This window comes from Variovorax stachyos (assembly GCF_051400855.1).
In the GTDB taxonomy this organism is placed as follows: domain Bacteria; phylum Pseudomonadota; class Gammaproteobacteria; order Burkholderiales; family Burkholderiaceae_C; genus Variovorax.
The window spans coordinates 260634-282199 of record NZ_JBLFFN010000003.1 but is presented as its reverse complement, the minus strand read 5'-3'; the positions used below and the strand labels follow the sequence as shown (position 1 = coordinate 282199).

Genomic DNA, 21566 nt, shown 5'->3' with positions numbered 1-21566 from the left:
CGATGACGCATCCAGCCTTCGATGTCGCGCTCTTCGGCGAAGCCATGCTGCTGCTGGTGGCCGACCAGCCCGGCCCGATCGAGAACGCGACCGGCTTCCACAAGCGCACCGCCGGCGCCGAGACCAACGTCGCGATCGGCCTCTCGCGGCTGGGCCTCAAGGTCGGCTGGGCCAGCCGGCTCGGCACCGACTCGATGGGCCGCTCGCTGCTGGCCACCATGCAGGCCGAGGGCATCGACTGCTCGCACGTGATCAGCGATCCGACGCAGCGCACCGGCTTCCAGTTCAAGGGCCGCGTGACCGACGGCAGCGACCCCCCGGTCGAGTACCACCGCAAGGGCTCGGCCGCGAGCCACATGGGGCCGGCCGATGTCGACGAGGCCTGGCTGCGCTCGGCGCGGCACCTGCATGCGACCGGCGTTTTCGCCGCCATCTCCGACACCAGCCTGCAGGCTGCGCTGAAGAGCATGGACGTGATGCGCGCGGCCGGCCGCACGATCTCCTTCGACCCCAATCTGCGGCCCACGCTGTGGTCCTCGACCGAGACCATGCGCCACTGGATCAACGAGCTCGCCTCGCGCGCCGACTGGGTGCTGCCCGGCATGGAAGAGGGCCTGCTGCTCACCGGCCAGACCACGCCCGAAGGCGTGGCGCGCTTCTACCGCGAGCGCGGTGCGAAGCTGGTGGTGGTCAAGCTCGGCGCGCAGGGTGCCTACTACGACAGCGATTCGGCGGGCACCGGCCGTGTCGACGGTTTTCCCGTGGCGCAGGTGGTCGACACCGTCGGCGCCGGCGACGGCTTCGCGGTGGGCGTGATCAGCGCGCTGCTCGAAGGCAAGCCGGTGCCCGAGGCCGTGCGCCGCGGCGCCTGGATCGGCGCCCGCGCCGTGCAGGTGCTGGGCGACACCGAAGGCCTGCCGACGCGGGCCCAACTCGACGAAGCGAGGTTGTGATGCGCAAGAAAAAAGTCCTGGTGTTTCGCGAGCTGCCCGATGACCAGCTGGCGCGCCTGCAGGCCGCGCACGAGGTCACGGTCGCCAACCCGCGCATCGCCGCGCAGCTCGGCGCCTTCGAGGCCGCGCTGCCCGAGGCCCAGGGCCTGATCGGCTCCAGCTTTCCGGTCGACGAGGCGCTGCTCGCGCGCGCGCCCAGGCTGGAGGTGATCTCCAGCGTTTCGGTCGGCGTGGACAACTATGCGCTGGCAGCCCTGCACGCGCGCGGCATCCTGCTGTGCCACACGCCCGGCGTGCTCGACGAGACGGTGGCCGACACCGTCTTCGCGTTGCTGATGGCGACCAGCCGCCGCGTGGTCGAGTTGTCGAACCTGGTGCGCGAAGGCCGCTGGACGAAGAACATCGACGAGGCGCTGTTCGGCTACGACGTGCACGGCAAGACGCTGGGCCTGCTCGGCTTCGGACGCATCGGCCAGGCCATCGCCCGGCGTGCGGCCCTGGGCTTCGGCATGCCGGTGCTCTACCACGCGCGGCGCGCTGTCGACCTGACAGCGCAGGCGCCCGAGCTGCTGGGCCGGGCCGCGCACACGCCGCTCGACGAACTGCTGGCGCGCGCCGACATCGTGGTCGCGATGCTGCCGCTGTCGGACAGCACGCGCGGCATGATCGATGCGCGCGTGTTCGGCCGCATGAAGCCTGGGGCGATCTTCATCAACGGCGGCCGCGGCGCCACCGTGCAGGAGCCCGCGCTGCTGGCCGCGCTCGATCGAGGTACGCTGCGGGCGGCCGGCCTCGATGTGTTCGCCACCGAGCCGCTGCCCGCTGATTCGCCGTTGCGCACGCATCCGCGCGTGACGCCGCTGCCGCACATCGGCTCGGCCACTTTCGAGACGCGGCATGCGATGGCCGAGCTGGCGACCACCAACCTGCTGAAGGCGCTTGCTGGCGAGCGGCCGCTGGCGGTTTATGACACTGCGGGCGTTGCGTGAGCTGCCGTTTGATTGGTTTGGCACAGTACAAATGAGCCCCAGGAAGCCTGTTCGACCGACCATCGCCGACGTGGCAAAGGAAGCCGGCGTCTCCAAGGCCACCGTCTCCCGCTTCCTCAACCACCGCGACCGCCTGCTGAGCGCCGACATAGCAACCCGCGTCGAGGCCGCCGTCGCCAAGCTGGCCTACACGCCGAGCCCGATGGCGCAGGCCCTGAGCCATGGCCGCTCGCGCCTGATCGGCCTGATCGTGGCCGACATCACCAACCCGTACTCGGTGGCCGTGCTGCGCGGCGCCGAGAAGGCCTGCCAGGAGGCCGGCTACCTGGTGATGCTGTTCAACCTCGGCAACGACGTCGACCGCGAGCGCGAGGCCATCGATGCGCTCGCCGGCTACCAGGTCGACGGCTTCATCCTCAACACGCTGGGCCGCGGCGCCGGGCTGGTCGATGCCGACGCGCTGCATGGCAAGCCCGCCGTGCTGGTCGACCGCCGGCATGCCGGCATGCACACCGACTTCGTCTCGCTCGACAACCCGGCCGCGATGAAGGCCGCCTGCGGCCACCTGGTCGATGGCGGCTATCGCGAGCTGCTCTACATCACCGAGCCGCAGAAAGGCGTGAGCTCGCGGCGGGAACGGACCGCGGCCTTCGGCGACTGCGTCGCGGCGCACCAGGCGCGCGTGGCCGGCGAGGTGTTCGAAAGCAACGGCGAGGACAACGATGCGCTCGACGCCGCCTTGCGGGCCCTGCGCAAGCGTGCCAGGGGCGCGCGCCGCGCTGCCGTGCTGTCCGGCAATGCCGTCGTGACCCTGCGCGTGGCCTCGGCGATGGCGCGCCTGGGCTGGCACTTCGGCGTCGAGCTCGGCTTCGTGGGCTTCGACGATCCCGAATGGGCGCCGCTGATCGGCCCGGGCCTCAGCGCCATCGCCCAACCCACCGATGCCATCGGCCGCACTGCAGCGACCTGCCTGATCGAGCGCCTGCGCGGGCTCGAAGGGCCGCCGCGGCAGATGCTGCTGCCGGGGGAACTGGTGGTGCGCGGGTCCTCCACCGGGCCGTGAGCCAGGCCAACGCCGGACGATTCGACGCGCGCGGCCCAACGTTCCGACTGGCTCGACGCGCTTTCCTGACGCATTGGCGGCTTCCGCCTGCCAGCGCTCCCTTCTAAAGTTTCCGCACGACTGCAAAGGAGTGCGCGATGACCCCGATCGAGAACGAGAACGACAGGATCCGCAGGGTCCTGGTGCTGGGCGCCGGCAAGGTGGGCAGCACGGTGGCCGACATGGTGGCCGAGTACCACCACCTGCCCGTGACACTGGCGGACCGCACGCTCCCGCCCGCGGAGCCCGGCGACCGCGGGGTCGCGCGCATCGTGCTCGACGTGGAGGAGGGCGCCGCGCTGGCGGCGGCGATGGCCGGTCATCAGGTCGTGATCAATGCCTTGCCCTTCCACCTGGCCGCGCATGTCGCCGCCGCTGCCTGTGCGCAGGGCCTGCACTACTTCGACCTGACGGAGGACGTGACCGCCACCGCCGCCATCCGCGCACTCGCGCAGAACGCCGCCACGGTGCTGATGCCGCAATGCGGCCTGGCGCCGGGCGTGATCGGCATGCTCGGCATGCAGCTGGCCGGCCGCTTCGACACGCTGCGCGACCTGCAGCTGCGCGTGGGGGCACTGCCGCGGCATGCGACCAACCGCCTGCGCTACGCCTTCACCTGGAGCATCGACGGCCTCATCAACGAGTACTGCAATCCCTGCGCCGCCATCGAGCAAGGCCTGCCGATGTCGGTGCAGCCGCTGGAAGGGCTGGAGACGCTGCTGCTCGAAGGCGAGGCGTATGAAGCCTTCCACACCTCCGGCGGCCTGGGCACGCTCGCGGAGACGCTGGCGGGCCACGTGCGCAACCTCGACTACAAGACGCTGCGCTACCCCGGTCATCGCGACGCAATGGATTTCTTGCTGCACGACCTGCGGCTGGTCGAGCGGCGCGAGCTGCTGCGCCAGGTGCTCGAGCATGCGGTGCCCCACAGCCGCGACGATGTCGTGGTTGTCTTCGCCTCCGCGACCGGCGAGCGCCATGGCCGCTTCGAACAGCTGACGCGCATGGCGCGCATCCACGGCGGCCGGCTGCGCGGCGTGGACCGCACCGCCATCGAGCTCGCGACTGCCGCCGGCGTGGTCGGGGTCTTCGAGCTGCTGCGCACCGGACGCCTGCCGGCGCGCGGCTTCGTGGGGCAGGAACAGGTGAGGCTGGAAGCCTTCCTGAGCACGCGCGTGGGCAACTGCTTTGCGGCGCTGGGCGAGGCGGTGTCGACGACGTCGCAGCCGGTCTCGCGCCAGGGCCATGCGTCCGTCCATACTTGGCCATCGCCGATCCGGCATCGCAGACCGAAGGAGGCCCGCCCATGAAAGACGAAGAACGCTCGGCCCTGTTCGAGCGCTGCGGCATCGCCGCCGCACAGCGATCGGGCGGCAGCCTGCGCGTGCGCTCGCCCATCGACGGCGCAGAGATCGCCCGCCTGCACGAGACGCCGATGGCCTCGATGCCATCGATCATCGAACAGGCGCAGGCGGCCTTCCGGCAATGGCGCGAGGTGCCCGCACCGGCGCGCGGCGAGCTGGTGCGGCTCTGGGGCGAGGAGCTGCGCGAGGCCAAGGCGTCGATCGGCCGCGTGATCTCCATCGAGGCCGGCAAGATCGCGCAGGAAGGCCTGGGCGAGGTGCAGGAGGGCGTGGACATCTGCGAGTTCGCGCTCGGCCTTTCGCGCCAGCTCTACGGCAGGACCATCGTCTCGGAGCGCCCGGGCCATCGGATCATGGAGCAGTACCACCCGCTGGGGCCCGTGGCGGTGATCACCGCCTTCAACTTTCCTAGCGCGGTGTTCGCATGGAATGCCGCCATCGCGCTGGTGTGCGGTGATCCGGTGATCTTCAAGCCCTCGGAGAAGGCGCCGCTGTCGGGCCTGGCGACCTTCCGTGCGCTGGAGCGTGCCATCGCCCGCTTCGGCGAGCGTGCGCCCACAGGGCTGGCGCAGATCGTGATCGGCGGTCGTGCCCAGGCCGAAGCGCTGGTCGACAGCCCACTGGTGCCGCTGGTCTCGGCCACCGGCTCCACCCGCATGGGCCGCGAGGTGGGGCCACGCGTGGCGGCGCGCTTCGGGCGACGCATCCTCGAGCTGGGCGGCAACAACGCGATGATCGTGACGCCCGAGGCCGACCTCGACATGGCGGTGCGCGCCATCCTGTTCAGCGCGGTGGGCACCGCGGGCCAGCGCTGCACCTCGCTGCGGCGGCTGATCGTGCATCGCAGCGTCAAGGAAGCGCTGCTCGGCAAGCTGCTGCCGGCCTACCGCAGCCTGCGCATCGGCCATCCGCTGGAGGAGGGCACGCTGGTCGGGCCGCTGATCGACGAGGCTGCCTTCGGCGCGATGCAGGCCGCCATCGCCGAGGCGAAGGCGCAGGGCGGGCGCATCCTCACCGGCGGCGAGCGCATGCACGCGGAGCTGTTCGCGCAGGCCTGGTACGCGCGCCCGGCCATCGCCGAGATGCCGGCGCAGACCGAGGTGGTGCGCCGCGAGACCTTCGCGCCGCTGCTCTACGTGATGGACTATGAATTGCTCGATGAAGCGATCGCGATGCACAACGATGTGCCGCAGGGGCTGTCTTCCTGCATCTTCTCGAACAACCTGCGCGAGATCGAGCGCTTCCTCTCGGCCGCCGGTTCCGACTGCGGCATGGCCAACGTCAACATCGGTCCCAGCGGCGCCGAGATCGGCGGCGCCTTCGGCGGCGAGAAGGAGACCGGCGGCGACCGCGAGAGCGGCTCGGATGCATGGAAGCAGTACATGCGCCGCAGCACCAACACCATCAACTACTCGACCGAGCTGCCGCTGGCACAGGGCATCCGCTTCGGGTGAAGCCTGCGTGCGAACACGCCTTCGTCGCTTCGCGCATGAGCTTCTTCGCGGGGCATTGTTAGCAATCGGGAAACGGACAAGTTCCCCGGGCCGTCTTTGACGAAGGGCGGAGCGCCTTCAGACTCGGTGCTCAGCTCATTCAACAAGCCCGGGCCTTCGAAAGGCCCAGGCTTTTTTGTTTCAAAGAACCGCCCATGAATGCTCCTTGCACCACCTGCGACGGCGCCGTGCTCGCGCCCGCGCGCACGGAAGAAGTCTCGCGTTCCACCTGGCTCGCGGTCGGCTCCATCGCCGTCGGCACCTTCGCCATGGTCACGACCGAGTTCCTGCCCATCGGCCTGCTGACCGACATCGCGGCGGGCCTCGGCGTCTCGGACGGCACGGCCGGCCTGATGGTGACCATGCCCGGCGTGCTGGCCGCCTTCGCCGGACCGGCCCTGATCGTGGCCTCGGGCCGGCTCGACCGGCGTACCGTGATGATCGCCCTCAGCGCGCTGCTGGTGGCCTCGAACTTCCTCGCCGCGCTGGCGCCCAACTTTGCGACCATGCTGGTGGCGCGGCTGCTGCTGGGCCTGTGCATCGGCGGCTTCTGGACCTTCGCGCCGGGTGCCGGCACCCAGCTCGTGCCGGAGGTCTCGAAGGCGCGCGCCATGTCGATCGTGCTGGCCGGCATCTCGGGCGCGACGGTCTTCGGCGTGCCGATCACCGCCTTTCTCGGCAACCTGGCCGGCTGGCGCGCAGCCTTCGCAGCGACCGGCGTGCTCGCGGCCGTGGTGCTGCTGATGCAAATCTGGCTGCTGCCTTCGATGCCGCCGGCGCGCGCGATCCGGCCGCGCGACCTGCTGACGCCGCTCACGCGCCGCATGGCGCAGGTGGGCCTGCTGGCGGTGCTGTTCCTCATCGCCGGCCACTTCGCGGCGTACACCTACCTCAAGCCGCTGCTGCAGCAGAGCTTCGGCCTCGGTCCGGATGCGGTGACGACCTTGCTGCTGGTCTATGGCGCGACCGGCTTCGTCGGCACCTTCTTCGGCGGCAGCCTGGTGGCGCGCAGCGTGCGCCTGGCCACGCTGACAGCGGCGCTGCTGCTGGCCTCGGCCCTGGTGCTGTCGACGCTGGTCGGCAGCGGCATGGTGGCGGGCGCGCTCGTGGTCGTGGTCTGGGGCGTAGCCTTCGGCCTGATCCCGGTGGCGCTCACAGGCTGGATGATGCAGGCCGTGCCCGATGCGCCCGAAGCCGGGCAGGCCCTGCTGGTGAGCGGCTTCCAGGTCGCGATTGCCAGCGGCGCGCTGGCCGGCGGGGTGGTGGTGGACGGCTACGGCATCGCGAGCACCATGCTGATGAGCGCCGCGCTGGTCATGGTGGCGGCGGCCGTCATCGCGACGCTGGGGCGGGCGCCGCGCGCGCTGGCCCTTGAACGCGTCGGCTGAGCGGGGTTGGCAGGGGAGGGTCTGTCGGCCCATTTCCCCCCTGGATTCAGAGGGATTGCCGCATCTCGCCCACCGCGCTGCGCCGATCGATCTTGCGGCTCAGCACCACCGAAGTGTGGGTGTGCTGGATGCCTTCGATCAGCCCGATCCGGTCGAGCAGGGCGTCGAGCTGCTCGTTGGTCTCGCAGCGCAGGGCGAGCATGTAGTCGTACTCGCCGCTGACGGCCGAGAGCTCTTCCAGTTCGGGCAGCCGCTCCAGTGCACGGATTACGCCCTGCGCCATCTTCGGCGCGACGCTCAGGCCGCAGTAGGCGCGCACGGCGGCCTGCTCCAGGCGCTGGCCGAGGCGCACGCCGTAGCCGGCGATCACGCCCTCGCGCTCCAGGCGGGCGATGCGCGCGACAACCGTCGTGCGTGCCACCTTGAGCTTGCGCGCCAGGTCGGCCGCAGGGGCACGGGCGTTGGCCTGCAGCAGGCTCAGCAAATGGCGGTCGGTGTCGTCCAAGCTACAGGCGGGACGGCGTCATTCGACTTCGGCGATGAGCTCGATCTCGACGCAGGCCCCCAAGGGGACCTGCGCCACGCCGAAGGCGCTGCGCGCATGCGCGCCCTTCTCGGGGCCGAAGACCTCGGCGAAGAAGTCGCTGGCGCCGTTGGTCACCAGGTGCTGCTCGGTGAAGGTGGGCGTCGAGTTGACCAGGCTCATCACCTTGACGATGCGCTTGACCTTGTTCAGGTCGCCGACGGCCGCCTGCAGCGTGCCCAGCAGGTCGATCGCGATGGCGCGCGCGGCCTGCTTGCCTTCCTCTGTGCCGAGGCCGGCGCCGAGCTGGCCGACCCAGGGCTTGCCGTCCTTCTTCGCGATGTGGCCGGAGAGGAAGACCAGCTTGCCGGTCTGCACGAAAGGCACGTAGGCGGCGGCGGGGACCGCGACGGGCGGCAGGGTGATGCCGAGGCTCTTGAGTTTGTCGTCGATGCTCATGAGGGTTCCTTGTCTGGATCTTGGAGAGGCGATTGTGTCTGTGTCTGCGTCTGGGTTTGCGCCTGCCGCGCCGCCTGCGCTGCCTCGGCCCGCAGCTCCTCCAGCGGCTGCACCGTGACGCGGACGTCCAGGGTGTGGCGTGCGCCTCCGTGCAGCACGCCGCGCATCGGCGAGATGTCGGAGTAGTCGCGGCCGATGGCCAGCGCGACATAGTCCTCGCCGGGCTGGCGGCCGTTGGTCGGATCGAACTCGGCCCAGTCGCCCGGACCCTCGGCGCCCGGGATGTAGACCGAGACCCAGGCGTGCGAGGCATCGGCGCCGATCAGCCGGGGCCGGCCCGGCGGCGGCTGGGTCAGCAGGTAGCCGCTGACGTAGCGCGCCGGCAGGCCCAGGGTGCGCAAGCAGGCGATCATGATGTGCGCGAAGTCCTGGCACACGCCGTGCCGCTGCGCGAGGGCCTCGAGCGCCGGCGTGCTGATCTCGGTGCTGCCGCTGTCGTAGCGGAAGTCGGCGTGCATGCGCAGCGCCAGGTCCATGGCGGCGTCGAAGACCGGCCGGCCCGGCGCGAAGCTGGGCCGCGCGTAGGCGGCGAAGTCGTCGTGCCGCGGCACGTAGTGCGAGGGGAAGACGAATTCGGCCGCGGGGTCGAATCGCGCGTCCTTGGCGTAGCGGAAGCGCTCGCGCACCTCTTCCCACGGCAGCTCGGGCGCCGCGGCCGGCGAGAGCCGGGGCGCGGAGGTCTCGACCACGCTCTCGGCCGTGACCACCAGTTCGTCGTGGGTCGAGTCCAGCGCGAAGAAGGCGCGTGCATTGCCGTAGACGTCGGGCGATTCGCTGCGCTGCGCCGGCTCGGGGCTGACCGTGAGCGCGTGGCTCACCAGGCGCTGTGCCGGCGTGGTTCGCGGCTTGAGGTGTGCGAGGTGCTGCGCGGTTTCGACGGGTGGCGAATACGCGTATCGGGTCTCGTGAGTGACGTGCAGGAGCATGGTCAGGCGCCAACCGAGCGGAGCGATTCCGAAGTCAGGGTGAAGTAGCGGATGCCGATCGCATCCGACACATGGTAGGCCGCGGTCTCGCAGGTCTCGAGCAGCTGCATCAGCTCGCCGTAGTCCGCATCGGGCCCGGGCTCGCACAGGTGCTCGAGCGTCCAGGTGGCCGGATCGGGCAGCTCGTGCGAGAGCGCCGTGAGCTTGCCCGGCGCGCTGCCCGCGAGCCGCGCGATGCGCCCGCGCAGCGTTTGCGTGACCCAGGCGAGCGAACGGGGGTTGTCGCCGTCGAGCACCAGCAGGTCGACCAGGGTCGCGACGTCGCGTCGCTGCTGGTAGCGCGCGTGGAAGGTGATCGTGCTGTCGAACAGGCCGACCATGGCCTCGAAGCCGCTCACGTCGTGCACCGAGCCGATCTCGAAGCCGGCGGCCAGCGAGCTGGACAGGAAGGCCAGGCGCTCGATGTGGCGGCCGATGGAGAGCAGGCGCCAGGCGTCGTCGCGCGTCATGCGGTCGGTCTGGGCGCCGGTCATCGCGGCGAGCGCGGCGCTGGTGGACTCGAGCATGCGCAGCGCCGCGGCGCTGGCGTAGCCGCCGTCGACGCGCTCGCCGGCCTGCTCGGCGCTGCGCCGCATGAATTCGCCCTCGGCGCGCACGATCTGGTTCCAGTGGTCCGGCGACAGCCGCTCGCGCACCGCGGCCGCGGCCTGGCGCACGCAGCGCAGGCTGTAGCCGACGCTGCCGCCCTCGTCGATGTCGGCCAGCTCGGCGATCAGCGAGCGCTCGAAGACGCGCCGCGAGCGCGGCAGGCTGGGCACGTCGCGCGGCACCAGCGCGTTGCGCCAGGCCATGTGGTGCAGCCAGCTCAGCAGCGCGGGCGAGGATGGATCTTCGCCACTGAGCAGGTCGAGCGTGAGCCGCGCCAGGCGCACTGCGTTCTCGGCGCGCTCGGTGTAGCGGCCCAGCCAGTACATGTTCTCGGCCGCGCGGCTGGTGACCGGCGCGCGGTGGCGGGCGAGCGAGGCCGGCGTGGTGTGCACCTGCAGCCGGGTGGTGCGGTCGACCTCGCCCTGCGTCTGCACCCACACGTCGGCACTGCTGCCGCCTCGCTGCATCGAGGCAATCTGCGCATCGGCCCCCGCCAGCCGCGCCAGGCCGCCGGGCAGCACGCGCCAGGACTGCGGGCCGACGCAGACCGCGAACACGCGCAGCAGCACCGAGCGCGGCACGATGTGGCCGGGGCCGAGGTCCTGGGCCCAGGTCGGCATCTGAGAGATCGGCAGGTAGTTCTGCACGGTGTATTCCCCGCCCTCGCGCACGATGCGGCCGGCCCATTCGTCGAGCTCGCGCCGGCTCAGGCGGCTGCCGAGCAGGGTCTCGAAGCCGGCATGCCCTTCCTCGCCAGCGTAGGTGGGCTTGATGGTGCAGCCGGCCAGCTGCGGCAGCACCGCCTCCATGGCGGCGCGCTCGCCGCACCACCAGGTGGGCAGGGCCGGCAGCAGCAGCTTTTCGCCGAGCAGGCGGCGCGACAGCGCGGGCAGGAAGCCGAGCAGCGCGGGCGATTCGAGGAAGGCCGAGCCGGGCGTGTTGGCCAGCAGCACGTTGCCGGCGCGTATCGCCTGCAGCAGGCCGGGCACGCCCAGCGTGGAGTCGGCCCGCAGCTCCAGCGGATCGAGGAACTGGTCGTCCAGCCGCTTGATGAGACCGTGCACCGGCCGCAGGCCCTGCAAGGTCTTGAGGTAGAGCCGCTGGTCGCGCACCGTGAGGTCGTTGCCCTCGACCAGCGTGATGCCCAGGTAGCGCGCGATGTAGGCGTGCTCGAAGTAGGTCTCGTTGTAGGGCCCGGGCGTCAGCAGCACGATGTGCGGCGGCTGGCCGGCCGGGCACATGCTCTGGAGGCCTTCCATCATCGCGTTGTAGGTGGCGGCCAGGCGCTGCACGTTCAGCGCCTCGAAAGCCTGCGGGAACTGCCGGGCGATGGCCAGCCGGTTCTCCAGCAGGTAACCCAGGCCGGAGGGTGCCTGGGTGCGTTGCGACACCACCCACCAGTTGCCGTCGGGACCGCGCGCGAGGTCCAGGGCGGCGATGCGCAGCCAGGTGTCGCCGGGCGGGCGCACGCCGTGCATCGGGCGCAGATAGCCCGGATTGCCCTGAACCAGGGCAGGCGGCAGCAGGCCTTCGGCCAGCAGCTGCTGCGGCCCGTAGACGTCGGCCAGGATGCGGTCGAGCAGGCGCACGCGCTGCAGCGCGCCGGCCTCGATCGCGGCCCAGCTCTCGGGCGGGACGATCAGCGGGAAGAGGTCGAGCGACCAGGGCCGCTGCGGGCCGCCGGCGTCGGCATACACGTTGTAGGTGACGCCGTTGTCGCGGATCTGGCGCTCCAGGCTGATGGCGCGCCGGGGCAGGTCGCTGAAGCCTTCGGTGCCGAGCTGCTCGAAGAACGCGGCCCAGTGCGGCGCAAGCGGGCCGCGCTCGCCGGCATCGGGCTCGGGCCGCGCAGCCGGGGGCGGGGAAGTGGCGTCATGCAGCGGCGCCGGCTGCGAGGGGACGCCGAGCCGAGGCACGGCTGCGGGGGTGGGAGTGGCAAGGCCGCGCAGCTCGTCGAAGTGCCCCGGCGCGGCCGGCGGCGCAAGCGACGAGGCCAGGTCGGCCGGCGACTCGAGCGCCTGGGCGTCGAAGAGGGATTCGTTCAAGGGGTCCACGGTGCGTTGATTGTCACACCGTGAGCGCGAACTACTCGCCGATTGCGCGCGCCCGAGCCCTTTGGAGCATTGAATTCAGGCCTTTGCGATACAGGTTGAGCAGGTTGAATCAAACCTGCGGTACAACCGACGAATCAGCCTACGGACACATGAGTGCACCATCTTGCTATGACCGCCGTCGAGATTCGCCTGATCGAACGCCTAGAGCATCTACCAGCCGTCCGCGTGTCCGAGGCGCTGGACTTGGTGGACTTTCAAACCGAGCGCGAGCAACGTGCCACCTCGGGCCATGCAATCAACGAGGTTGAGGCGTGAGCACCCCCGAACCACCCGCCGCCAGCCCGACGCCCGCCGACCCGCATCTGGAAGTCACATGGGATCCAAACAAGGCGCAATCGAACTTGGCCAAGCACGGCGTGTCGTTCGCGCAGGCCGCGAGCGTCCTGCTCGATGCACTGGCCTTGAGCGTGTACGACGAGGCGCACAGCGACTTCGAGGAACGCTGGTTCACGCTGGGCGTGTCCGGCGAAGGCAAGCTGTTGGCGGTGTCCCACACCTACAGCGCTACCGGGCCGGCCAGCGCCAAGGCCCGGATCATTTCGGCGCGCGAGGCCAGCCGGGCCGAGCGCCGGCAGTACGAAGACGAACCCCGTTGAGGTCAGCACCATGAACCAAGCATCCACCCCAGCCGACGACGACATGCCCACAGAGATTGACTTCGCCAAGGGCCAGCGCGGCAAGTTCTACCGCCCCGGCATGCGCGTGGCCTTGCCCGTCTACCTCGATGACCAGGTGCAGGCCGCGCTCACAGCGCTGGCCAGCGCCAAGGGAGTGGACTTGTCCAACCTCGTAAACGATCTACTGCGCAAGGACATTGAGCTGATTGCACTCGGGCACTGAACAGCCGCCCAAGGCCTGAGGGCGCAGTCCGCACGGCCTCGGCGGTCAGCCTCTGCGCAGATCGAGCGTGAACGGGAACTCGCGACTGCCCGCGATCTCGATGTTGGCCGGCGGCGTGCGCATCAACCCAGGCGAATGGCCCATGCGCGAGAAGCGCGACATGCGCCGGCTCTCGGCCTCGTAGGCATTGACCGGGAAGGTCTCGTAGTTGCGGCCGCCCGGATGAGAGACGAAGTACTGGCAGCCGCCGAGCGAGCGCTTCATCCAGGTGTCGACGATGTCGAAGGTCAGCGGCGCATGCACGCCGATGCTCGGGTGCAGCGCCGAGGGCGGGTTCCAGGCCTTGTAGCGCACGCCGGCCACGAACTCGCCGGCGGTGCCGGTGGGCTGCAGCGGCAGCGCCTGGCCGTTGACGGTGATGGCGTAGCGGCTTTCGTTGAGGCCGGTCACGCGCACCTCGATGCGCTCCAGCGAGGAGTCCACGTAGCGCACCGTGCCGCCGGCCGAGCCTTCCTCGCCCATCACGTGCCAGGGCTCGAGCGCGTTGCGCAGCGAGAGCTCCACGCCCATGGCCTGCACCTGGCCGACCAGCGGAAAGCGGAACTCGAAGTGCGGCGCGAACCAGGCGGCATCGAAGGCGAAGCCGGCCTGTCGCATCTCGCTGATCACGTCCTCGAAGTCCATCCTGACGAAGGTGGACAGCAGGAAGCGGTCGTGCAGCTCGGTGCCCCAGCGCGTCACGGGCGCGCGGTAGGGCGCGTCCCAGAAGCGCGCCACCAGCGCGCGCAGCAGCAGCTGCTGCGCGATGCTCATGCGCGCATGCGGCGGCATCTCGAAGGCGCGCAGCTCCAGCAGGCCCAGGCGGCCGGTGGCGGTGTCGGGCGAGTAGAGCTTGTCGATGCAGAACTCGCTGCGATGCGTGTTGCCGGTGACGTCGACCAGGATGTTGCGCAGCGTGCGGTCGACCAGCCAGGGCGGCATGTCCTCGCCATGCACCTCGCGGCTGCGGGCGATCTGGGCCAGCGCGATCTCGAGCTCGTAGACCTGGTCGTTGCGCGCCTCGTCCACGCGCGGCGCCTGGCTGGTCGGGCCGATGAACATGCCCGAGAACAGGTAGCTGAGCGAGGGATGGTTGTGCCAGTAGAGCAACAGACTCGCGAGCAGCTCGGGCCGGCGCAGGAAGGGGCTGTCGGCGGGCGTGGCGCCGCCCAGGACGAAGTGGTTGCCGCCGCCGGTGCCGGTATGGCGGCCGTCGGTCATGAACTTCTCGGCCGACAGCCGGGTCTCGAAGGCCGCGCCGTAGAGGAACTCGGTGTGTTCCACCAGCTCGCGCCAGTTGTGGGCCGGATGGATGTTGACCTCGATCACGCCCGGGTCGGGCGTGACCTGCAGCAGCTTGAGGCGGGGGTCGCGCGGCGGCGGGTAGCCTTCGATCACCACCCGCAGGTCCAGCTCGCCCGCCGTGGCTTCGACCGCGGCGAGCAGGTCGAGGTAGTCCTCCAGCCGCGCCAGCGGCGGCATGAAGACGTACAGCACGCCAGAGGCGCTGCCGACCTTCTCGGCCGTCGGGCCGTTTGCGCGGCGCGGGTCGCGCACCTCCACGCACAGTGCGGTGCGCGTGACCCAGTGGGCCGACTCGCCGCGGTTTGGAGGGCGCACCGTGCCCGGCTCCAACGCCGCCTGGGCACGCGCCGCCACGGGATTGCCGTGCGAAGCCTGGAAGCGCACCGCGGCCGGTGCCTGCTGCGGCATGCCGAAGTCGTAGGGCACGTCGGCGAGGTCGGGCGCATTGCCGAGCGTGCCCTCGTAGCGCTCGTGGAACAGGGCCGAGGCCGGCAGCGGCGCACGTGGGGCGTTGGGATCGCGCTCGATGAGGTAGGGGTAGTCGCCCTTGCTGGCCCAGGGCTGCGAATCCAGCGGCAGGCGATAGCCCATCGGTGAATCGCCGGGGATCAGGTACAGGCGGTCGTCGCGCAGGAACCAGGGGCCGGTTTTCCACCCCGGGCCGGCGAGGGCGGGCGCATCGGTCTCGGCGTTCGCGGCCTCGATGGGCAGCACGTAACCGATCACGGCATCGAGCTTCTGCGTGAACACGCGGCGCAGGCGCACGCGCTCCATCTCGTCGTCGAGCTTGGAATCGAAGGGATCGACATTCACCGGCAGGCGGCGCTCGCGCCAGAGGTAGTAGTAGACGTCCTCGTGGCCGGGCTGCACGAAGCGGTCGGTCAGCCCCAGCTTGCGCGCGAGCGCGCGGGTGAAGCGCTGCGCGTCCTCGCTGGTGTAGTGGGTGGGGTGGCGCTCGTCCGCGAAGAGCTCGGGCCGCTGCCACACGGCCTGGCCGTCGGCGCGCCAGAAGATCGACAGCGCCCAGCGCGGCAACTGCTCGCCCGGGTACCACTTGCCCTGCCCGAAATGCAGGAAGCCGCCCTGGCCGTATTCGTCGCGCAGGCGGTGCACCAGCTCGGTCGCGTAGCCGCGCTTGGTGGGGCCGAGCGCATCGGTGTTCCATTCGGCCGCGTCGCGGTCGGTCGTGGCAACGAAGGTGGGCTCGCCGCCCATGGTGAGGCGCACGTCGCCGGCGGAGAGGCGCGCATCCACCGCGTCGCCGAGCGCCAGCACCTCGGCCCACTGGTCCTCGGTGTAGGGCTTGGTCACGCGCGGCGATTCGTGGATGCGGGTGACCTTCATCTCGTGGCCGAATTCCACCTCGGCCTCGTCGACCGCGCCTTCGATCGGCGCCGCGCTCGATGGCGTGGGCGTGCAGGCCAGCGGAATATGGCCTTCGCCGGCCATCAGGCCGGAGGTGGCATCGAGCCCGATCCAGCCGGCGCCGGGCAGGTACACCTCGCACCAGGCGTGCAGGTCGGTGAAGTCGACCGTGGTGCCGCTCGGGCCGTCGAGTGCCTTCACGTCGGGCGTGAGCTGGATGAGGTAGCCCGAGACGAAACGCGCCGCCAGGCCGACGTTTCGCAGCAGCTGCACCAGCAGCCAGCCCGAGTCGCGACACGAGCCGGAGCCATTCGCGAGCGTCTGCTCGGGCGTCTGCACGCCGGGCTCCATGCGGATCAGGTAGTTGACGTCATGCTGCACCTGCTGGTTGAGGCCGACCAGGAAATCGATGGTGCGCTGCGTCTTGCGATCGACCTTCTCGAGGTAGGCCGCCACGAGTGGCGTGGCGGGGTCGGCCACCAGATAGGGCGCGAGCTCCTGCGCCTGCGATTCGGTGTACTTGAAGGGGAAGTTCTCGGCTTGCGGCTCGAGGAAGAAGTCGAAGGGGTTGTAGACCGCCATCTCGACCACCAGGTCGACCGTGACCTTGAACTCGCGCGTCTTCTCGGGGAACACCAGCCGCGCGAGGTAGTTCGCGAAGGGATCCTGCTGCCAGTTGACGAAGTGCTGCTCGGGCTCGACCCGCAGCGAATAGGAGATCACCTTGCTGCGGCAATGCGGAGCGGGACGCAGGCGCACCACCTGAGGCCCCAGCTGCACCGGACGGTCGTACTTGTAGTGGGTGACGTGGTGAAGAGCGGCGTGGATGGACATTTTTTTCGATGGCGTGGAAGCGCCCCTGAACGAGGACGCATACTAGCCCACAGGCATAGCAATTAGCGCGCCACAGAGCGCAGCAAGGGGAGGGATTGCAGCATGTCATCCGTGAGTGTTTCGTGACGGCCGACGCGCAGAACCGCGGCCTGGGTTTCTTCGCGCTGATGGGCGGCTCGGTGCTGGGCGCGGCCCTGCAGCTTCAACAGCCAACGTTGTGGGAGCGCGCCGCGTATGCCGGCTTGCTGCTGGCCGCAGCGGCGGGCTGGCTGTTGCTGCGCCGTGAGCACCGGTGGTTCTTGCCGCGCCTGCTGCTGCCTGCACTGATGCTGGTCGGCGCGATGGCCGGGGCGGGTCTCGCGGGCTGGCGTGCCTGCGCCTATGCGGCCGAGGCACTCGATCCCGCACTCGAGGGGCGCGACCTGGAGCTGCTGGGCGTGGTCTCGCAGATGCCGCAGCATGGCGATGGAGCGGTGCGTTTTTTCTTCGATGTCGAGAGCGCCCGCTGGGCCGGCGATGCCGGGCCCCGCCCGCTCCGCACGCCCTCGCGCATCGCGCTGGGCTGGTACGCGGACAACACCGGCCTCTGGGGCCGCGCGCCCGAGCAGGCCTCGCGCGTCGAGCCCGCCGCGGCGCCTGGCCTCGTGCATGCGGGCGAGCGCTGGCGCATGACAGTGCGACTGAAGGCACCGCACGGCAATCTGAACCCGCATGGCTTCGACCAGGAACTGCGACTCTGGGAGCAGGGCGTGCGGGCCAGCGGCAACGTGCGCACGGGCGCGCGGGATGCGCGGCCGCAGCCGCAGGGCCAGACCTGGCGCCATCCGGTCGAGCGCGCGCGCGAGGCCGTGCGCGACGCGGTCTTCGAGCGCGTGCCCGAGCGCCGTCAGGCCGGCGTGATCGCGGCGTTGGTCACGGGCGACCAGAACGCGATCGAGCGTGCCGACTGGGACGTGTTCCGCGCCACCGGCGTCGCGCACCTGATGTCGATCTCGGGCCTGCACATCACGATATTCGCCTGGCTCGCCGCGTGGGTGGTGGGGGCTGCGTGGCGGCGCAGCGGCCCGCTGATGCTGTGGCTGCCGGCACCGCATGCGGCATTGATCGGGGGCGTGCTGCTGGCGGCGCTGTATGCGCTCTTCAGCGGCTGGGGCCTGCCTTCGCAACGCACGGTGTGGATGCTGGGCACGGTCGCGCTGCTGCGCCTCTCGGGGCGGCAGTGGCCCTGGCCCTTCGTCTGGCTGTGCGCCTGCGCGGTGGTCGTGAGCGTCGACCCGTGGGCGCTGATGCAGGCCGGCTTCTGGCTCAGCTTCGTTGCGGTGGGCGTGCTGTTCGCCACCGGCGCCGCAGATGAAGGCGGCACGGGCATCGCGGCGCGCCTGGCCCGCATGGCGCGCGAGCAATGGGCGGTGACGCTGGCGTTGACGCCGCTCAGCCTGCTGCTGTTCCAGCAGGTCTCGAGCGTCGGGCTGCTGGCCAACGCCATCGCCATTCCCTGGGTCACGCTGGTGCTCACGCCGCTCGCCATGCTCGGCGTATTGCTGCCGCCGCTGTGGGACCTGGCCGCCTGGGCGGTGCAACTGCTGGCACTGGTGCTGCAGTGGCTGGCCGAACTGCCGTTGGCCACGCTGTCGGCGCCGGCGCCCGCGCTCTGGGCCAGCATCGCCGGCGTGGCGGGCGGGGTGCTGCTGGCCATGCGCCTTCCATGGGCGCTGCGAGTACAGGGGTTGCCGCTGCTGTTGCCCGCGCTGCTCTGGCAGGCGCCACGGCCGCCGGCAGGCGAGTTCGAGCTGCTCGCCGCGGACATCGGGCAAGGCAATGCGGTGCTGGTTCGTACCGCCACCCACAGCCTGCTGTATGACGCCGGCCCGCGCTACAGCCTGGAAAGCGATGCCGGCCACCGGGTGCTGGTGCCCTTGCTGCGCGCGCTGGGCGAGCGGCTGGACACCGTCGTCCTGAGCCACCGCGACAGCGACCACACCGGCGGCGCGCCCGCGGTGCTGGCGATGCAGACCGGGGCGGAGCTGCGCAGCTCGGTCGAGGCCGGGCATCCGCTGCAGCAGTTGCGGCCGGTGCAGCGCTGCGTGGCCGGCCAGGCCTGGACGTGGGACGGCGTGCGCTTCGAGATCCTCCATCCGCAAGAGGCCGACTATGCCGGCTTCACCAGGCCGAACGCGGTCTCCTGCGTGCTGCGCATCGGCAATGGGCGCGCCACCGCGCTGCTGGCCGGCGACATCGAGCGCCTGCAGGAAGCCGCGCTGACCGCGCGCGCGCCCGACCTGCGCGCCGATCTGCTGCTGGTCCCGCACCATGGCAGCAAGACCTCGTCGAGCCCCGCGCTGCTCCAGGCCGTGCAGCCGCGCATCGCGCTGGTCCAGGCCGGCTATCGCAACCGCTTCGGGCACCCGGCCGCGGAGGTGACGGCGCGCTATGCGGAGCGCGGCATTGCGGTCGTCGACTCCGCGCATTGCGGCGCGGGCCTCTGGTCCAGCGTGCATCCTGAGGCCGTGCGCTGCGAACGGCAGGAAGGCCAGCGCTACTGGCATCACCGCCTGCCGTGAATGCAGTGTCGGCGCCCGTGTTGGGGTTAGCGTGAGCACGGAATCTGGCCTTGAACTTGCTAAGCTACGGCCAAGGAGATCGGTGCCCCATGCACAAATTCGACGAGATGTACGAGCAGCTGCCCTATCAAGGCGCCGCGATCCGGGAACACTACAAGCGCTATGACCAGTGGCTCGCGAAGCAGCCCCCCGAGGTGATGCGTTCGCGGCGCGAGGAGGCGGAAATGATCTTCCGCCGGGTCGGCATCACCTTTGCCGTCTACGGCGCGAAGGACGAGGACGGCTCGGGCACCGAGCGCCTGATTCCCTTCGACCTGCTGCCGCGCATCATCCCCGCCCACGAATGGGAGCGCATGGAAAAGGGCCTGGTGCAGCGCGTGACGGCGCTCAACCGCTTCATCCACGACGTCTACCACGGGCAGGAAATCATCAAGGCCGGCGTCGTGCCTTCCGAGCAGATCTTCAACAACGCGCAGTACCGGCCCGAGATGGTGGGCGTGAAGGTGCCCAACGACGTCTACTCGCACATCGCAGGCATCGACATCGTGCGCGCACCCGACGCCAGCGGCAACGGCGAGTACTACGTGCTCGAAGACAACCTGCGCGTGCCCAGCGGCGTGAGCTACATGCTCGAGAACCGCAAGATGATGATGCGGCTCTTCCCCGATCTCTTCAGCCAGAACCGCGTCGCGCCGGTCGCGCACTACCCCGACCTGCTGCTCGAGACCCTGCGCGCCTCTGCGCCGCCGGCCACCGCCGAGCCCACGGTGGTGGTGCTCACGCCCGGCATGTACAACAGCGCCTACTTCGAGCACGCCTTCCTCGCGCAGCAGATGGGGGTGGAACTCGTCGAGGGGCAGGACCTCTTCGTCAAGGACGACTTCGTCTACATGCGCACCACCCGCGGGCCGCGGCGCGTGGACGTGATCTACCGCCGCGTGGACGACGACTTCCTCGACCCCGAAGTGTTCCGCCCGAGCTCCACGCTGGGCTGCGCCGGCCTCATGCGCGCGTACCGCGAGGGCAACGTGGTGATCTGCAATGCCGTCGGCACCGGCGTGGCCGACGACAAGTCGATCTACCCCTATGTGCCGAAGATGATCGAGTTCTACCTCGGCGAGCAGCCGATCCTCAAGAACGTGCCGACCTGGATGTGCCGCAACAAGGAGGACCTCGACTACACCCTGGCCCACATGAAGGACCTGGTGGTCAAGGAAGTCCACGGGGCAGGCGGCTACGGCATGCTGATCGGCCCGGCCGCGACGCAGGCCGAGATCGAGGACTTCAAGAAGGCCGTGCTGGCCAAGCCCGACGGCTACATCGCGCAGCCCACGCTGAGCCTGTCGACCTCGCCCACCTTCGTGGAATCGGGCATTGCACCGCGGCACATCGACCTGCGGCCCTTCGTGCTCTCGGGCAAGGAGGTGCAGATGGTCCCGGGCGGGCTCACGCGCGTGGCGCTCAAGGAAGGCTCGCTGGTGGTCAACTCGTCGCAGGGCGGCGGTACCAAGGACACCTGGGTGCTCGAGGCCGAGCGGCGGGGCAAGCCGCGCAACGGGGATTCGGGCCAGGCCGAGCCCCAGACGCAGACCCAGACGCAAACCCAGTCGAGCTGATCAGGAGAGCACCAGTCATGTTGTCACGCACCGCCGATCACCTCTACTGGATGTCGCGCTACACCGAGCGGGCCGAAAACACCGCCCGCATGCTCGACGTCAACTACCAGACCTCGCTGCTGCCGCAATCGGCCGAGGTGGCCGAGTACGGCTGGCAGGGCCTGCTGTCGATCAGCGAACTGCTGCCGGCCTTCAACGAGAAGTACGACCAGATCACGCCCGACCGCGTGATGGAGTTCATGGTCAAGGACGAGTCGAACCCTTCGTCCATCGTCTCCTGCCTGCGTGCCGCGCGCGAGAACGCGCGGGCCGTGCGGGGTGCGCTCACCACCGAATCGTGGGAGACGCAGAACACCACATGGCTCGAAGTCAACCGCATGCTGCGCGCCGGCGAATTCGAGCGCGACCCGGGCCAGTTCTTCGAATGGGTCAAGTTCCGCTCGCACCTGTCGCGCGGCGTGACGGTGGGCACCATGCTGCAGGACGAAGCCTTCCACTTCTCGCGCCTGGGCACCTTCATCGAGCGTGCCGACAACACGGCGCGCCTGGTCGACGTGAAGTTCCACGCGCTCAACAGCGAGTTCTTCGGCACCGCCACCGAGGAAGACCAGGAGTACGACTTCTATCACTGGAGCGCGATCCTGCGCAGCGTCTCGGCCTTCGAGGTCTACCGCAAGGTGTACCGCGACGTGATCAAGCCCGAGCGCGTGGCCGAGCTGCTGATCCTGCGCGCCGACATGCCGCGCTCGCTGCACGCCAGCCTGATCGAGGTGGTGAACGACCTCGAGAAAGTGAAGAACGACCAGAGCGCCGAGACCCAGCGGCGCGCCGGCAAGCTGCTGGCCGACCTGCAGTACGCGGTCGTCGACGAGATCCTCGCGACCGGGCTGCACGCGTACCTCACGCAGTTCCTCGACCGGGTGAACGAGCTGGGATGGCGCATCAGCCAGGACTTCCTGGTGCCGGGGCACTGAAGGGATTAATCCC

17 protein-coding genes are annotated in these 21566 nt (G+C 70.0%); 12 read left to right on the top strand and 5 right to left on the bottom strand.

Features of this window, described 5'->3' with window-relative positions:
- Positions 1–2 precede the first annotated feature (2 nt).
- The 6 genes from ACMGEZ_RS07420 (at position 3) to ACMGEZ_RS07395 (ending at position 7289) form a co-directional block, all read left to right on the top strand.
- On the top strand, positions 3–953 hold the full coding sequence (locus ACMGEZ_RS07420; protein WP_436821617.1) for a sugar kinase: 951 nt from the start codon (positions 3–5) through the stop codon (positions 951–953).
- Entirely contained in the window at positions 953–1942 is a 990-nt protein-coding gene (locus ACMGEZ_RS07415; RefSeq protein ID WP_436821616.1) for a 2-hydroxyacid dehydrogenase, read from the top strand. Before ACMGEZ_RS07420 ends, ACMGEZ_RS07415 begins: the two co-directional genes overlap by 1 nt.
- 31 nt (positions 1943–1973) lie before the next feature.
- A complete protein-coding gene (locus ACMGEZ_RS07410; RefSeq protein ID WP_436821615.1) occupies positions 1974–3005 on the top strand; it encodes a LacI family DNA-binding transcriptional regulator in 1032 nt (343 codons plus the stop codon).
- A gap of 137 nt (positions 3006–3142) precedes the next feature.
- Positions 3143–4354, top strand: a complete 1212-nt coding sequence (locus ACMGEZ_RS07405) for a saccharopine dehydrogenase family protein (RefSeq protein ID WP_436821614.1) — start codon at positions 3143–3145, stop codon at positions 4352–4354.
- The gene (amaB, locus tag ACMGEZ_RS07400; RefSeq protein ID WP_436821613.1) at positions 4351–5862 is read left to right on the top strand and encodes an L-piperidine-6-carboxylate dehydrogenase; all 1512 of its coding nucleotides are present in this window, start codon (positions 4351–4353) and stop codon (positions 5860–5862) included. The genes ACMGEZ_RS07405 and amaB overlap by 4 nt, the downstream gene beginning before the upstream one ends.
- A 194-nt stretch (positions 5863–6056) precedes the next feature.
- Positions 6057–7289: an MFS transporter gene (locus ACMGEZ_RS07395; RefSeq protein WP_436821612.1), complete on the top strand. Its 1233-nt coding sequence runs from the start codon at positions 6057–6059 to the stop codon at positions 7287–7289.
- Between the two features lie 46 nt (positions 7290–7335).
- Here the strand turns inward: ACMGEZ_RS07395 and ACMGEZ_RS07390 are convergent, their stop codons facing one another.
- From ACMGEZ_RS07390 to ACMGEZ_RS07375, 4 genes are read right to left on the bottom strand one after another with little or no spacing between them, the layout of a single operon-like run.
- Entirely contained in the window at positions 7336–7794 is a 459-nt protein-coding gene (locus ACMGEZ_RS07390; RefSeq protein ID WP_436821611.1) for an Lrp/AsnC family transcriptional regulator, read from the bottom strand.
- An 18-nt stretch (positions 7795–7812) separates the two neighbouring features.
- A complete protein-coding gene (locus ACMGEZ_RS07385; protein WP_436821610.1) occupies positions 7813–8271 on the bottom strand; it encodes a RidA family protein in 459 nt (152 codons plus the stop codon).
- On the bottom strand, positions 8268–9257 hold the full coding sequence (locus ACMGEZ_RS07380) for a transglutaminase family protein (RefSeq protein ID WP_436821609.1): 990 nt from the start codon (positions 9255–9257) through the stop codon (positions 8268–8270). Before ACMGEZ_RS07380 ends, ACMGEZ_RS07385 begins: the two co-directional genes overlap by 4 nt.
- 2 nt (positions 9258–9259) lie before the next feature.
- Entirely contained in the window at positions 9260–11959 is a 2700-nt protein-coding gene (locus ACMGEZ_RS07375; protein WP_436821608.1) for a circularly permuted type 2 ATP-grasp protein, read from the bottom strand.
- 168 nt (positions 11960–12127) lie between these two features.
- Here ACMGEZ_RS07375 and ACMGEZ_RS07370 point away from each other — a divergent pair, with 168 nt between their 5' ends.
- From ACMGEZ_RS07370 to ACMGEZ_RS07360, 3 genes are read left to right on the top strand one after another with little or no spacing between them, the layout of a single operon-like run.
- The gene (locus ACMGEZ_RS07370) at positions 12128–12274 is read left to right on the top strand and encodes a hypothetical protein (RefSeq protein ID WP_436821607.1); all 147 of its coding nucleotides are present in this window, start codon (positions 12128–12130) and stop codon (positions 12272–12274) included.
- Positions 12271–12615, top strand: a complete 345-nt coding sequence (locus ACMGEZ_RS07365; protein ID WP_436821606.1) for a BrnT family toxin — start codon at positions 12271–12273, stop codon at positions 12613–12615. The genes ACMGEZ_RS07370 and ACMGEZ_RS07365 overlap by 4 nt, the downstream gene beginning before the upstream one ends.
- Before the next feature lie 10 nt (positions 12616–12625).
- Positions 12626–12859, top strand: a complete 234-nt coding sequence (locus tag ACMGEZ_RS07360; protein WP_436821605.1) for a hypothetical protein — start codon at positions 12626–12628, stop codon at positions 12857–12859.
- Between the two features lie 45 nt (positions 12860–12904).
- Here ACMGEZ_RS07360 and ACMGEZ_RS07355 read toward each other — a convergent pair whose 3' ends face one another.
- Complete coding sequence (locus tag ACMGEZ_RS07355) at positions 12905–16402, bottom strand: transglutaminase family protein (protein WP_436821604.1); 3498 nt, start codon at positions 16400–16402, stop codon at positions 12905–12907.
- A 167-nt stretch (positions 16403–16569) separates the two neighbouring features.
- On the opposite strand from ACMGEZ_RS07355, the gene ACMGEZ_RS07350 reads away from it, so the two are divergent.
- From ACMGEZ_RS07350 to ACMGEZ_RS07340, 3 genes are all read left to right on the top strand, one after another.
- On the top strand, positions 16570–18963 hold the full coding sequence (locus ACMGEZ_RS07350; RefSeq protein ID WP_436821778.1) for a DNA internalization-related competence protein ComEC/Rec2: 2394 nt from the start codon (positions 16570–16572) through the stop codon (positions 18961–18963).
- Between the two features lie 89 nt (positions 18964–19052).
- Positions 19053–20579 carry a circularly permuted type 2 ATP-grasp protein gene (locus ACMGEZ_RS07345; RefSeq protein WP_436821603.1) on the top strand — a complete coding sequence of 509 codons (1527 nt, stop codon included), beginning with the start codon at positions 19053–19055 and terminating at the stop codon, positions 20577–20579.
- Positions 20580–20596: 17 nt separating this feature from the next.
- Positions 20597–21553: an alpha-E domain-containing protein gene (locus ACMGEZ_RS07340; protein ID WP_436821602.1), complete on the top strand. Its 957-nt coding sequence runs from the start codon at positions 20597–20599 to the stop codon at positions 21551–21553.
- Positions 21554–21566 lie beyond the last annotated feature (13 nt).